Raw genomic sequence first — 13382 nt, 5'->3', positions numbered from 1 at the left:
GGCGCCCTTGCCGGCGCCAGAGGCTCCCGAGCCCGGACCCGCACCCCGTGCGCAGTGCATCGGGGTGCGGGTCAGGGCGCGGAACGCGGAGGCGCCGCGACAGGGCGCCGTCCCGTGTGCCCACCCGTCCCGCCCTGCGGGACGATTGCCCACACGGGCGTGTGGCACCGCCCCGCCGGGCGCGGGGCCACACGGGCGGTGAGCCAGGGCACCCGGCACCTCAGGCCAGCGTCTTCTCCATCAGCCGCACCGCGTACCGCCGCCCGTCCGCCCCCACCTTCTCCAGATCCGGCCCGACGCCCGCGTACCCCGCCCCCTCGTAGTACGCCCCCAGCACCGCGTTCCCCACCTCGCAGTCCAGCCGAGCGAGCCCCCGCCCCGACGCCGAGATCCGCTCCTCCGCGTGCGCGAGCAGCACCCGCCCCGCCCCGGCGGGCGCCGTCTCCCGGTCGGTCATCAGCCGGTGTACGTACCCGGCCACCGGAGGCTGCGCCCCCCAGACGTCCCGGTCCTCCCACCACAGCTCGTACGCCCCCACGGGCCGCCCCGCCCGCTCGGCGATCCAGACCTCGCCCTCGGCGATCCGCGCGCGGAAGTGCTCGCGGCCGCGGGCCCCCGGCTTCCACTGGTCGATCCCGCTGCGCACCATCCAGTGCGCCACCCCGTCGAACAACCCCACCAGAAGGTCGAGATCGCGGTCGTCCGCCTGCCGGAAGGTCACTTGTGTCGTCATGGCGATCACCGTAAAGGTGTGGCCAGACATCCGTTTCACCAGGAGTGACCCATGCCGCAGATCACCGTCGACTACTCCGCGCCCCTCGACCGGCGCGGCTTCGCCCTCGCCCTGCACCCGATCGTCGTGGAGACGGTCGACGCCACGCTCGACGCGTGCAAGACCCGGTTCCGGGAGGTCGAGGAGCTGGTCGTCGGCGACGGAGCGGCCGACGACCACATCGTGCACGTCGACATCGCCCTGCTGGCCGGCCGTACGGAGCAGGCCAAGGCCCGCCTCTCGGAGGCCGTCCTCGCCCTGCTGCCCGCCTACCTCAAGGCGAAGGAGGGCGTCCACCTCTCCGTCGAGGTCCACGACCTCGACGGGTCCTACCGCAAGGGCTGACCGGGCACGCCGGGCGCGAGCGCCGAGAGCCTGGCCACGAGCTCCCCGAAGGGCCCGTCGGCCGGCTCGTCCGAGAGGATCCGGACGAGGATCTCCGCCATGCCCGGGTCGTACGCGGCGCTCACCGCGGCCAGCGCCGCGAAGTCGTGCACGAGCTGGAGCTCCAGCTCCGCGCGCGGGACCCGGCGGCCGTCCAGCCAGAGCAGCGCCGTCGACTCGGCGAGCGACACCCAGGAACGGACGACGAGTTCGAGCCGGGCGGAGGGCTTCTCGACGTCCAGATGGGCCAGGATCTGCTCGTACGCGGCCTGCCGGACCTCGTCGATCATCGCGTTCGTCGTGGACGAGCCCACGGCGGGACCGCCGCGCATCAGCGCCGCGAAGCCGGGCCCGTGCTCGTCGACGAAGTCGAAGAACCGGCCCATGACCCGTAGCAGCCGGGCCCCGAGCGGCCCCCGCGGCGGCTCCACGAACCGGGCGGCCAGCTCGTCCGCCGCGCGCCGCAGCGCCGCCTCGTAGAGGCTCTGCTTGCCGGGGAAGTAGTGGTAGACCAGCGGCCGCGAGATGCCCGCGGCCGCGGCGATCTCGTCGATGGAGACCTCGTCGGGAGAGCGGTGGCCGAAGAGTTCGAGGGCCACCCCGATCAACTGCTGCTTGCGCTCCTCGACGCCCATCCTGCGGCGCACCCCGGTCGTCATACGAACAGCCTAACCGCGTCCGTTACGCTCCTGCCCCATGAGCGCTTCCGACCAGGACACACCGACGGCCGAGGCCCCGGAGACCGAAGAGCCCCGGGAGGCCGAAGAGGCCGAGGAAACCCCCGACTCCCTTGCCCCGGAAGGCGAAGAGGAGTCCGCGGAGTCCGAGACGGAGGAGCCCTCGGCGTCCTCGGAGCCTGCCGAGTCCTCGGAGTCCTCGGAGTCCGGGACGTCGGCCGGCGGGCTCACCCCGAAGCAGGCGCGGCGGCTCCGCGTCGCCGCCGCGTCCGTGCTCCTGGTCGCCCTGGCCGTGGTGCTGGTCGTCCGGCTCGCGAGCCGCACGTCCGTCCTGGTCGTCGGCGTGTACGGACTCGCCATGATCCTCTGCGGGATCGTGATCGAGCTCTCCCGCAACGGCCGCACGCGACTCGGCACCTGGCTCCTGGTCGGCGGCCTCCTCACCGCACTGGCCCTGGACTGGCTCGTCCTGCCGTGACCGCTAGAGGTCGAGGACGAGCCGCTTCCCCGCGCACCGCGAGACGCAGATCAGCATCGAGTCCTCCCGCTCGTCGTCGGTGAGCAGTTCGTCCCGGTGGTCGATCTCGCCCTCCAGGACCCGCTGTTGGCAGGTTCCGCAGAACCCCTGCCGGCAGGAGTACATGATGCCCGGCAGCTCCTCGCGGACCGCCGACAGGAGCGACTGGTCGGCCGCCACCGTCAACGTCCGCCCGGAACGGCGCAGTTCGACCTCGAAGGCGGTGCCGGTGGCCGCGGCGGAGGTGAAGCGCTCCAGGCGCGGCGCCCGGCCCTCGGGCATGGCCGCGCTCACGGCGTCCATCAGGCCGTCGGGCCCGCAGCAGTACACGAGCGTCTCGGCGGGCACGTGCGCGAGGAACTCCAGCTCGGGGAAGCCGGATTCGTCCTCGGCGACGACGGTAACGCGGTCGCCGCCGCCCAGCCGCTCGATCTCGTCCAGATAGGGCATGGTGGCCCGGCTCCGCCCGCAGTACACGAGCCGCCAGTCCGCCCCGGCCGTCTCGGCGGCGCGCACCATGGGCAGGACCGGGGTGATGCCGATGCCGCCGGCGACGAAGACGTACGCGGGGGCGTCGACGAGCGGGAACCGGTTGCGGGGCCCGCGGATCTCGATCTCCGCGCCCTCGTGGAGCCGCTCGTGCACTTCGCGCGAGCCCCCGCGCCCGTCCTCGATGAGACGGGTGGCGACGGTGTACGTGTCGGCGGCGGCCGGATCCCCGCAGAGCGAGTACTGCCGGACCAGCCCGGAGGGCAGGACGAGGTCGACGTGGGCGCCCGGCTGCCAGGCGGGCAGCCCGTCACCCTCCAGGCGCAGCTCGACGACGCCCTCGGCGGGCGTGGCACGGCCGGTGACGAGGACCTTGCGGGGGACGGTGCTGCCCCGGCCGTACCCGGAGACGGGGGTGTCGAGGGCGGGCATCGGCCAGAGCGGCGCCGTGGACATGCGGCTGCGGACGGCGCGGCGGACGAGCAGCGCGGCCCCGGCGACGAGGGCGACGGTGGTGAACCGGGGCATCAGTGGCCTCCGTTGGCGCCGGGGGAGGAGGCCAGGTAGGCCATGGCCTGCGCGGTGTTCCCCTCCTGGGAGGGGTGGTAGGCGTGGCTGAGGTAGCGGGGTATGGAGCGGAGCATGGCGGGGGTGGAGGGCAGCAGGCCCTGCCGTCCCTTGCGGACGAAGTCGGAGAAGGAGGCCTTCGGGTCGAGCAGGCTCGGATCGTTCTCCATGAAGAAGCGGATCCCGCGCTGCCAGAGGAACACGAGCGCGGAGAAGGCGAGCGCCCAGGTGCGGGCGCGGCGCCGGTAGCCGCCGTCGAGGTGCATGAAGAGCTCGAAGGCGACCGCGCGGTGCTCGACCTCCTCGGCGCCGTGCCAGCGCAGCAGGTCCAGCATGGTCGGGTCGGCGCCGACCCGGTCGAGCGCGTCGGCGTTGAGGACCCAGTCGCCGAGGAAGGCGGTGTAGTGCTCGATGGCGGCGATCAGCGCGACCCGCTCCATGAGCCACCAGCGGCGGGGACGGCCGGGCGGCAGGGTCCGGTCCCCGAGGAGCTTCTCGAAGAACCAGTCGACCTGGGCGGTGTACGGGGTGGGGTCGAGGCCCAGCTTCCGCAGGTGGGGGAGGACGTCGTCGTGGGCCTGGGAGTGGATGGCCTCCTGGCCGATGAAGCCGATGACGTCCTCGCGCAGCCGGTCGTCGGTGATGTACGGCAGCGCCTGCTTGTAGACGTGGACGAACCAGCGTTCGCCGGCCGGGAGCAGCAGGTGCAGCACGTTGATGGTGTGCGTGGTGAAGGGGTCGCCCGGTACCCAGTGGAGCGGTGTCTCTTCCCAGTCGAAGGAGACCTTGCGGGCCTTGAGCTCGACGTGCTCCGACGCCACCGGTGCAGGCTGCGTATTAGACATGACGTCAATGTACTGAGGGGTAGGGCGGTGGCAACAGGCTTGTGCGGGGTCTTTTTGAGCCGCCCGGCCAGCCGCCCCGCCAGCCGGCCGCCCGTCAGCGGAGGGCGGCCCTCCGTGTCCCGTCCGGCAGGGTGCCGTCCAGGTCGGCCCGCGCCCCCGCCTCCGCCCGTACCGTGAGCAGCGGACCGTCCGAACGCCCCTTCACCCCACCGGAGGTCTCCAGGGACGTGAAGTCCGGGCTGCCCGCCGCCAGGACGAACCAGGCGCCGCCCGGCGCCTTCCACAGCACGCCCGCGAGCACCCGGGGATCCCGCACCCCGCAGGCCGGCGAGCCCTCGGAGCGGGCCGCGAGCGCGGCCGGGACCTCGGGCGAGGGGACGAGGAACTGGGCGAGGACCCGGCTGCCGGTACCCCGCCAGGTCTCCGCGCGCGTGCACACCCAGGTGGCCTGCCCGGCGCCCTCGGGCAGCGGCTGACGGGCGAACCGCCAGGCGTTCACCGACCGCACGCCGTGCGCCCGTACGGCCGTCAGCTGGCACGCGGTCCGGGCCCAGGCCTTCCGGGCCTCCGTCCCCGTCGCGTCCGAGGCCGCGGAGGGCGGCCCCCACAGCAGCCGGGCGGGCGCCTCCTCACCGAGGTCGGTGAGGAGGCGCAGCCCTTCGCGGTCCCGTACCTGGAGGGCGTTCCAGCGGGTGCACGCGCCGGCCGGCGCGGGAGTGGGCAGGGGATCGGTCACCCCGTCGGCATCCCGCCCGAGCGGCCGAGGACCCTTGGCGGGGGCGAGGAGATCCCGTACGGCGGTCTCCCGTACCCAAGGGGCCATCAGGTAACGGACGTTGCCCGAGGCGCGGGAGACGACGAGCGCGGCCGCGCCGACGGTGTCGGCCGCGTCCGTGCGCGCGAAGTCGAGGGCGGCGCCCGCCGTCCCCTCGACGGGCTCGGCGTACCGGACGGCCCGCAGCCCGTCGTGGAACAGCACGACGCGCATGGCGTCGACCCGCCCGGCGAACAGCAGCTGCGGCGGCCCCATGGGAGGCCCGACGGGAGTGCCGGGCGTGGCGGAGGACTGTACGGACCCACCGGGCCGGGCCCACACGGCGAGCGCCCGCCGCAGCAGCGCGCTGTCGCCGGTCAGTCCGCCGCGCGCGGGCCACACGGAGAAGTCCTGCCGGGTGGCCGCCGGCCAGGCCGCCGGATCCGCCTTCTTCACCGCAGCGGGGTCGAGGGCGGCCTCGGCGGCGGGATTACGGGCGTACGAGGGCGCAGCAGCACCGTTTCTGCCCCAGCCGTCCCCGGGCAGCCCGAGCAGGGTCCCGCAGACGACGAGCGCGACGAGGGCGACGAACGCGGCCCGGGCGTGCTGGCGCCGGCGCATGAGATCGGTGGGCCGCGCCTGCAGGGCACACGGATCGAACTCGTCGGACTCGAGCAGAGCGGCCCCGCTGAGACGCCGGGGGAGGGCGGGGCCTCCGGGCGCGACGGCCGCGGAACCGCCGTGGCCGTCCTGATCGCGGGCCCCGGTCCTCCCCGGGCCGCCCTGCTCACCGACCCTGGCGGGGCCGTCCTGCTGGGGCTCCGTGCCGTCGGCGGGGATCGCGGGCCCCGCCGGCGCCGGGTCCTCCAGTGCGTCCGCCTCCGCCAGGGCCGCCGCCGGGTCCTCGACGCCCGCCGCCGCCAGGACCCGCAGGACCTCCGGGTCGCCCTGGCGTTCCAGGCCGCGGAGGACGTACGCCGCGCGGCCCGCGCCGGAGAGACGGGACAGCTGCTGGTCCAGGGCCAGTTCGTCGGCGCCGCCCACCCGGGGGAAGAGGCGCAGCCCCCACACGTGCGGAAGCAGCGGCGGGAACTGCGCCCGGTGCGGCAGCGCGAGCCGCCGGAGCGGCAGCCCCGCGACCAGCGCCTGCCGCAGCACCTCGCCCCGCACGTACGCGTAGCCGGGATCCACCGCGTCCTCCGCCCGCCGCGGCCCGGGCACGTCAGGCCCCGGGACCCGGCGGCGCGGCAGCGACCGCTGGACGAGGGCGTGCGCGGTCAGCACCCGGCGGTTGCGGCCGAACGACGGCGGCAGGACGAGATAGGCGATGCGGACGAGCCGCGGATACCGCTCGACGAGCGCGGCCTCGGCCTGCTCGACGTCGACGGGGCCCACGGGCGAGGGAACGAGATCCTGGGTGCTCACGTTCAGCAGAACGAGCGATTCTTCCGATGGTCACCCCGGCGCCCCTCGGGCGCTCAGGCCGCCGAGACCGTCAGCCGCTCGCGGATCAGGTCCGTCACCTCGTCCGGGACGCCGAGCCCCTCCCGTACGTACTTCTCCATCGACCCGTGCCGGACCGACACCTCGTCGAGCGCCGCGTCCAGGTACTCCGGCAGCACCCCGATCAGTTCGAGCGCGAGCTCGGGGTCGCCGCCCTGGGCCGTGAACCCCTCGATCATCGGCGCGAACGCCAGCCGTACCGCCGGGTTGACCGACAGGTACTCCGCCCGCACCGTCTCCTCGTCCGCGCCGAGCAGCGACAGGACGACCGTCGCCGCCCAGCCGGTGCGGTCCTTGCCCGCCGAGCAGTGGAAGAGCAGCGGCCCCGCGCCGGGGGTGCCCAGCTCGCCGAGCAGGGCGCGGTAGGAGGCGCGGGCGGAGTCGCCGGAGACGAAGGTGCGGTACGTCCGGGCGAAGGCCGCCCGGACCCGGCCCCCGCCGAGGTGCTCCTCGGCGAGCGCGGGGTCGGAGAGGAGGGACTTGAGGCGGGCGGCGGGCGGCAGTCCGCTGCCCGCCAGGTAGTCGGCGAGCACGTCCGCGACGAGCAGCCGGGCGCCGGCGGGAAGCCGGTCGGGCCGGTCGCCCCGCTCGGTCTCGGTCCGGAAGTCGACGACGGTACGGATGCCCAGACCGGCCACGACGGCCTCGGCGGGGTCGAGCCGGTCGAGCTGCGCGGAACGGAGGACGAGACCGTGCCGGACGGAACGCCCGTCACCGAGCGGCAGACCGCCGAGATCGCGGAGGTTGGCGACGGAGGTGGCGGGGATGGCGGGCATGACGTCGACTCCTCCGATGCGTGCGGGTTCCTCGACGGTAGTGGATCGCCCCGATTCGGGCAGGTTCGCCCGCGCGGGCGGCACCCACCGCCACCTCCGTGTGGGCAATCGTCCCGCTGGGGCGGGACGGGTGGGCACACGGGACGGCGCGCCCAGCGGCGCCTCCGCGTTCCGAGCCTGGACCCGCACCGCGTGCACCGAGCAGGTGGTGCGGGTTCAGGCGCGGGAGCCTCTGGCGCCGGCAAGGGCGCCGTCCCGTTGTGCCCACCCGTTCCGCCCCTTGCGGAACGCCTGCCCACAACGGGGAGGGGCCCGTGACTCACCCCTTCGCCAGCGCCTCCAGCACCTCCGCCTCCCGCTCCGGCGTCAGGCCGGCGCCCTGGCGGTCCGGGCGTTGGGGTGCGACCCCGCCCAGGGACTCCAGCCACGCCCACGTGTCCGCGACCGTCTCCTCCACCGGGCGGCAGCGCAGCCCCGCCGCGAGTGCCCGGGACACGTCCGCCGTGTGCATCGCGTCGTACATCTCGCCCGGCGGCAGCCACACCGGCAGCTCCGTCCACGGCGCCGCCCCCGCCGCGAGGAGCGCCTCCGGCTCCGTCCAGCGCAGTTCGGCCCCGGCCCCCGCCCCGGTCGCCCGCACGCACGCGTCGAGCAGCCCGCCCATCGTGGTGTGCCCGGACGGCGAGACCAGGTTGTACGGCCCCGAGAGCCCCGCCGCCACCGCGTCGAGCGTCCAGGCGGCGAGGTCGCGGACGTCGATGTACTGGACCGGCATCGTGCGCGGCCCGGGCGCCAGGACCGGCCCGCCGCGCGCGATCCGGGCCAGCCACCACGGGAGCCGGCCCACGTTCTCGTACGGCCCGAGGATCAGGCCCGCCCGCACGAGCAGCGTCCGGTCGGCCCCGAAGGCCTCCCCGACGGCGAGCTCGCCGCCCCGCTTGGCCTCCGCGTACGGCACGTCCCCGTCGTCCGGGGAGCCCTCCACCAGCGGCCCGTCCTCCGCGAGCCCGGCGGCGGGCGGCCAGGCGTACACGGAACGGCTCGACACGTACGCGAACCGCCCGACCCGGTCCGCGAGCAGCCGGGCCGCGTCCCGGACCGCCGACGGCGCGGCCGACCAGGTGTCCACGACGGCGTCCCAGGAACCGGTGGCGAGGGCGGCGAGACCGCCGGGGGCGGTGCGGTCCCCGATCAGCGACGCGGCTCCCGCCGGAGCGGCATGGCGGCCCCGGTGGAAGACCGTCACCTCCCAGCCCCGTTCGAGCGCGGCCTCGACGATCGCGCGGCCGACGAACTCCGTACCTCCGAGCATCAGCAGTTTCATGGCCCGAGCCTGCCCGGCGGGGACGGCGAGGGCCAGGAGTTTCCGCTCCCGGAGGATTCCGCCAGGGGAGGAACGAACGGGCGGCGAGAGGCGGTCTGTCGGCCATGTGGCCGGGATGACACCATGGCGGCGATGACGGATGCCCGGTCGCCCCTGCGCGCCCTGCGAGCCGCACTCTTCGCGGTCGTATGCGTGACTCTGGCCGCCGTGGGGCATTCGTCCATGTCTGCGCACCAGCTCCCGGCGACCCTGCTGCTCGGCGCCTTCGCCGCGACGGCGGCGGTCGCCTGGGCCGCGGCCGGACGACGCCGGGGTGCGCCCACGATCGCGGGGGCCCTGCTGCTCCTCCAGGGCGCGCTCCACCTGCTGTTCTCGACGACGGGTCGGCACGCGCAGGGGATGCGTCACGCCATGCCGGGGACGGACGACCTGCACACCGTGCCCGGCATGGAGAACATGCAGGCCATGCCGGGCATGGAGGCCATGGACATGGACCCCATGGACGCCATGACCATGGCCACCACCCCCATGACCTCCGGCTCCGGCGCCGGCATGCTCGCCGTCCACCTCCTCGCCGCCCTCCTCTGCGGCCTCTGGCTCGCCCACGGCGAGGCCGCGTTCTTCACGCTCGCCCGCGCCGCCCTCGCGTGCGCCTTCACGCCGCTCCGCCTGCTCCGCGCCGCCCTCGTCCCCGTCCAGGAGTCCCCGCGCCGCCCGGTCCGCCGGGCGCGGCGGAACGCCCGCCGCCCGCACACCGTCGTCCTCGCGCACACCCTGTCCCGGCGCGGCCCGCCCCGGCTGTCCACACCCCGCGCCACGGCCCTCGGAGCACACGTCTGACCCGGGGGTCGCTTCCCCCTGTCGACATACCGACTCCAAGGACAGTCAGTCATCATGACGATCGACGATCTCGCACGCCCGGAATCTCCGGAGAGCCCGAAAACCCCGAAATCTGCCGATTCTCCGGAATCCTCCGCATCCGAAGCGCCACCCTCACCCGCCCCCTCCCGCCCCGGCACCTGGAGCGCCCTGCGCCCCCTCGTCCTGCGCCTCCACTTCTACGCGGGCGTCCTCGTCGCTCCGTTCCTCCTCGTGGCCGCCGTCAGCGGGCTGCTCTACGCGCTCTCCTTCCAGGCGGAGAAGGTCGTGTACGCGCACGAGCTGGAGGTCCCCGTCGGCGACACCACCCTGCCGCTCTCCCGGCAGGTGGACATCGCCCGCAAGGTCAACCCGAACGGCACCGTCACCGCCGTCTGGCCCGGCGCCGAACCCGGCGCGACCACCCGGGTCCTGATGGCCGACCCCGACGTCCCCGAGGGCACCTCGCTCGCCGTCTTCGTCGACCCGTACACCGGTGACGTACGCGGACAGCTGCCCAGCTACGGCGGCTCCGGCGCCCTCCCGCTGCGCACCTGGATCGACGGCCTCCACGCCGATCTGCACCTCGGTGAACTCGGCCGCAACTACAGCGAACTCGCCGCGAGCTGGCTGTGGGTGATCGCGCTCGGCGGCGTGCTGCTCTGGGTCGGCCGGCGCCGGAAGAACCGCCGCGCCCTCGTCCTGCCGGAGCGGGGCCCGAAGTCCCGTCGCCGCACGCTCTCCTGGCACGGCTCGGTCGGCCTGTGGGCGGCGGTCGGCCTGGTCCTGCTCTCCGCGACCGGCCTGACGTGGTCGCGGTACGCGGGCGAGAACATCGGCACCGTGCAGGACGGTCTCGGCGGCGCGACGCCCACGCTGTCGGCGGGAGCGGCGCCGTCCTCGGAGCACGAGGGCCACGGCGGCGCCCACCACGGCGGTACGGCCCCGAAGGGCACGGACATAGGCCTCGACAGAGCACTGGCGGCGGCCCGCGCGGCCGGCATCGACAGCCCCAGGATCTCGGTCGTGCTGCCCGCCGAGGGCAAGGGGTACGTGGTCAAGGAGACCGACACGCAGTTCCCGGTCCAGCTGGACTCGGTGGCGCTGGACCCGGCGGACGGCACGGTCCTCGACCGGCTGCGCTTCAGCGACTATCCGCTGCTCGCGAAGCTGACCCGGATCGGGATCGACGCGCACACGGGCGTGTTCCTCGGCCTGTTCAACCAGCTGGCGCTCGCGGCCCTCGCGCTCGCCCTCATCCTGCTGATCCTCTGGGGCTACCGCATGTGGTGGCTGCGCCGCCCCGGCCGCCCGGTGGCGCGCGGCACCTGGCGGAGGGTCCCGGTGACGCTGCTCCTGCCGCTCGCGGCGGCGACGGCGCTCGTCGGCTGGTTCGTCCCGCTGCTCGGCCTGAGCCTGCTGCTGTTCCTCGGGGTGGACCTCACCCTGGCGCTGGTCGCCCGAGTGAGGCCCCGTACAACCGCCTGATCAGGGGGTGTACTTGTAGCCGACCCGCCGCACGGTCTGGATCGTGTGGCGGTGCTCGGCGCCCAGCTTGCGGCGCAGCCGGGCCACGTGCACGTCGACCGTCCGGCCGTCGCCCACGTGCCCGTACCCCCACACCGTCGTGACCAACTGGTCGCGGGTGTGCACCCGGTGGGGGTGTGCCACCAGGTGGGCGAGCAGCTCGAATTCGAGGTATGTCAGGTCGAGCGCCTCGCCGTCGACGAGAGCGATCCGCTGGACGCCGTCGATGGTCACCGGCCCCTGCTCCTCCGCCGCGACGGGCGCCGCCGGCGCGGGGACGGGGGCCGCGGGCAGGTGCGGCTGCTGGTCGGCCGGGACGAGGACGAGGTACCCGACCATCGGCGGGCGCCCCGGCAGCGTCGGCAGCGCGTGCTGCGGCGCGGGCAGCAGGGTGGCGCCGGGCGGCAGGAAGTCCGCCACCTGGGAGAAGTCGACGACCTCGTTCGGATCGACGGCACGCAGTCGGTGCCGGCCGGGACGGACGGCCGTGAGGGAAGCGGTCTGGGTGTGGGCCATGGCAGCTCAGCTCTTTCGCGCGGGGAACGGACGGAGAGGTCTCGTACGTCGTGCGCGTGCGGCCGAAGGCCGGGATCGGAACCGTACCGATCGGGGCGTTAGAGGGCCGACGCGTTCCTCACGCGTCGACAGCACCGGTCGAAGTCGTGGTGCTGCCGGGAAGGCCAGAACGGCTCGAGGTCGTGGCGACCCGTCGCGGTGTCGTTCTGCATGATGGCCATATCCCTAGTCTACTACTCGGGAATCGGATTGGACCCCCGGGTTTGCGGCTCGGGTCGTCTGTGGCTCAGACGTGGCGAGTTGCCGGAAAGACCAGGAGTGCAGTCGGGCGCGTTGGGGCTTGCGTAGCCGTACCCGCTCGCGGATGCCCGTGAGGTCCTCCCGGGCGATGCCGCGACCGGTGCGTTGAGCCTCCGCCACGATGCGCTTACTGATCTTGTGGTTGATGTCGCGGGCCCGGCGGGCCTCCCTGCCCGCATGTCGCTTCGCCCGCCGCCTGGCGGACTTCGTGCCCTTCTCCTGCAGCTTCGCGCGTAGGAGGCGGTCGGCCTCACGGCGCCGGTTGAGACGACGGCCGCTGATCCGTCCGGACGTCGTCCAGATCGACACGGTGCGCTCGTCCAACTGCCAGGAGAGGCACCGATCGTCGAACGGCTGCCCCGCATGCGATCGGAACGTGACCGGTTTGTCGGCCGCCTGGCCGTACCGCCTCGAACCGGGCCTCCTGAGGTTTCCGGCCTTCAGGTTCGCCGTCAGCGCGGCGACAGAAAGGCGCCCACCGTGTGAAACGGTGGGCGCCTCTCGTGAAGCGGGGCGGATCAGACCTGGCCGGCCTTCTCCAGGGCCTCGCAGCAGGTGTCCACGATGAGGCGGGTCACCACGTACGGGTCCACGTTCGCGTTCGGGCGGCGGTCCTCGATGTAGCCCTTCTGGTCCTGCTCGACCTGCCACGGGATGCGGACCGAGGCGCCGCGGTCCGAGACGCCGTAGGAGTACTCGTCCCACGGGGCGGTCTCGTGCAGGCCCGTCAGGCGCTCGTCGATGCCGGCGCCGTAGTTCTTGACGTGGTCGAGCGGCTTCGAGCCCTGGCCGAGGGACTCGCACGCGGTGATGATCGCGTCGTAGCCCTCGCGCATCGCCTTCGTGGAGAAGTTGGTGTGCGCGCCCGCGCCGTTCCAGTCGCCCTTCACCGGCTTCGGGTCGAGCGTCGCGGAGACGTTGAAGTCCTCGGCCGTGCGGTAGAGCAGCCAGCGGGCGATCCACAGCTGGTCCGAGACCTCGAGCGGGGACAGCGGGCCGACCTGGAACTCCCACTGGCCGGGCATGACCTCGGCGTTGATGCCGGAGATGCCGAGACCGGCCTTGAGGCAGTTCTCCAGGTGCGCCTCGACGATCGGGCGGCCGTGGATCTCGTCCACGCCGACGCCGCAGTAGTAGCCGCCCTGCGGGGCCGGGAAGCCGTTGACCGGGAAGCCGAGCGGGCGGGTGCCGTCGAAGAAGGTGTACTCCTGCTCGATGCCGAAGATCGACTCCTGGGAGGCGTACTTCGCGGCGACCTCGGCCAGCGCGGCACGCGTGTTGGACTCGTGCGGCGTCATGTCCGTGTTGAGGACCTCGCACAGCACCAGGACGTCGTTGCCGCCGCGGATCGGGTCCGGGCAGGAGAAGACCGGCTTGAGGACGCGGTCCGAGGCGTGGCCCTTGGCCTGGTTCGTGCTGGAACCGTCGAAGCCCCAGATCGGCAGCTCGTCGAGGGCGAGGCCCTCACCGGCGATGATCTTCGTCTTGGAGCGAAGCTTCGCGGTCGGCTCGGTGCCGTCGATCCAGATGTACTCAGCCTTGAAGGTCACGGGTCTCATCCTTTGGCGTGCTG

13 protein-coding genes and 1 pseudogene are annotated in these 13382 nt (G+C 73.9%); 4 read left to right on the top strand and 10 right to left on the bottom strand.

Translation table 11 applies throughout. The features are described 5' to 3' along the window. Window positions 1-220 precede the first annotated feature (220 nt). Window positions 221-733, bottom strand: coding sequence for a GNAT family N-acetyltransferase (locus AB5J54_RS11800; protein WP_369143875.1), 513 nt, complete (start codon window positions 731-733; stop codon window positions 221-223). A gap of 51 nt (window positions 734-784) precedes the next feature. Here AB5J54_RS11800 and AB5J54_RS11795 point away from each other — a divergent pair, with 51 nt between their 5' ends. Then, window positions 785-1117: a 5-carboxymethyl-2-hydroxymuconate Delta-isomerase gene (locus tag AB5J54_RS11795; RefSeq protein ID WP_369143874.1), complete on the top strand. Its 333-nt coding sequence runs from the start codon at window positions 785-787 to the stop codon at window positions 1115-1117. On the opposite strand, the gene AB5J54_RS11790 is transcribed toward AB5J54_RS11795, so the two are convergent. After that, window positions 1102-1815 carry a TetR/AcrR family transcriptional regulator gene (locus AB5J54_RS11790; protein WP_369143873.1) on the bottom strand — a complete coding sequence of 238 codons (714 nt, stop codon included), beginning with the start codon at window positions 1813-1815 and terminating at the stop codon, window positions 1102-1104. The genes AB5J54_RS11795 and AB5J54_RS11790 overlap by 16 nt on opposite strands. Before the next feature lie 37 nt (window positions 1816-1852). Here AB5J54_RS11790 and AB5J54_RS11785 point away from each other — a divergent pair, with 37 nt between their 5' ends. After that, entirely contained in the window at window positions 1853-2311 is a 459-nt protein-coding gene (locus tag AB5J54_RS11785) for a hypothetical protein (protein ID WP_369143872.1), read from the top strand. Window positions 2312-2314: 3 nt separating this feature from the next. On the opposite strand, the gene AB5J54_RS11780 is transcribed toward AB5J54_RS11785, so the two are convergent. From AB5J54_RS11780 to AB5J54_RS11760, 5 genes are all read right to left on the bottom strand, one after another. Next, entirely contained in the window at window positions 2315-3367 is a 1053-nt protein-coding gene (locus AB5J54_RS11780) for a 2Fe-2S iron-sulfur cluster-binding protein (RefSeq protein WP_369143871.1), read from the bottom strand. Further along, on the bottom strand, window positions 3367-4251 hold the full coding sequence (locus AB5J54_RS11775; RefSeq protein WP_369143870.1) for a metal-dependent hydrolase: 885 nt from the start codon (window positions 4249-4251) through the stop codon (window positions 3367-3369). Before AB5J54_RS11775 ends, AB5J54_RS11780 begins: the two co-directional genes overlap by 1 nt. Before the next feature lie 94 nt (window positions 4252-4345). Continuing rightward, window positions 4346-6430 carry a hypothetical protein gene (locus AB5J54_RS11770; protein ID WP_369143869.1) on the bottom strand — a complete coding sequence of 695 codons (2085 nt, stop codon included), beginning with the start codon at window positions 6428-6430 and terminating at the stop codon, window positions 4346-4348. A 53-nt stretch (window positions 6431-6483) separates the two neighbouring features. After that, window positions 6484-7284 carry a tyrosine-protein phosphatase gene (locus tag AB5J54_RS11765; protein ID WP_369143868.1) on the bottom strand — a complete coding sequence of 267 codons (801 nt, stop codon included), beginning with the start codon at window positions 7282-7284 and terminating at the stop codon, window positions 6484-6486. 319 nt (window positions 7285-7603) lie between these two features. Further along, complete coding sequence (locus tag AB5J54_RS11760) at window positions 7604-8608, bottom strand: NAD-dependent epimerase/dehydratase family protein (RefSeq protein ID WP_369143867.1); 1005 nt, start codon at window positions 8606-8608, stop codon at window positions 7604-7606. Window positions 8609-8830: 222 nt separating this feature from the next. Between AB5J54_RS11760 and AB5J54_RS11755 the strand changes: the two genes are divergently transcribed. Both AB5J54_RS11755 and AB5J54_RS11750 read left to right on the top strand, forming a co-directional pair. Further along, on the top strand, window positions 8831-9448 hold the full coding sequence (locus AB5J54_RS11755) for a hypothetical protein (RefSeq protein ID WP_369143866.1): 618 nt from the start codon (window positions 8831-8833) through the stop codon (window positions 9446-9448). Between the two features lie 54 nt (window positions 9449-9502). Beyond that, window positions 9503-10954, top strand: a complete 1452-nt coding sequence (locus AB5J54_RS11750; protein WP_369143865.1) for a PepSY-associated TM helix domain-containing protein — start codon at window positions 9503-9505, stop codon at window positions 10952-10954. Here the strand turns inward: AB5J54_RS11750 and AB5J54_RS11745 are convergent, their stop codons facing one another. The 3 genes and pseudogenes from AB5J54_RS11745 to glnII all read right to left on the bottom strand — a co-directional run bounded on the left by AB5J54_RS11745 (window position 10955) and on the right by glnII (window position 13359). Further along, a complete protein-coding gene (locus AB5J54_RS11745; protein ID WP_369143864.1) occupies window positions 10955-11509 on the bottom strand; it encodes a winged helix-turn-helix domain-containing protein in 555 nt (184 codons plus the stop codon). It abuts the gene before it with no gap. Window positions 11510-11803: 294 nt separating this feature from the next. Then, window positions 11804-12277: pseudogene (locus tag AB5J54_RS11740) on the bottom strand (IS200/IS605 family accessory protein TnpB-related protein); the annotation flags it as partial. 50 nt (window positions 12278-12327) lie between these two features. Continuing rightward, window positions 12328-13359, bottom strand: coding sequence for a glutamine synthetase (glnII, locus tag AB5J54_RS11735; RefSeq protein WP_369143863.1), 1032 nt, complete (start codon window positions 13357-13359; stop codon window positions 12328-12330). Between the last annotated feature and the right edge of the window lie 23 nt (window positions 13360-13382).

Origin of the sequence: Streptomyces sp. R44 (assembly GCF_041053105.1) — a bacterium.
Lineage (GTDB): Bacteria > Actinomycetota > Actinomycetes > Streptomycetales > Streptomycetaceae > Streptomyces.
The sequence above is the reverse complement of the archived record's forward strand: the minus strand, read 5'-3'. Positions and strand labels throughout refer to the sequence as shown.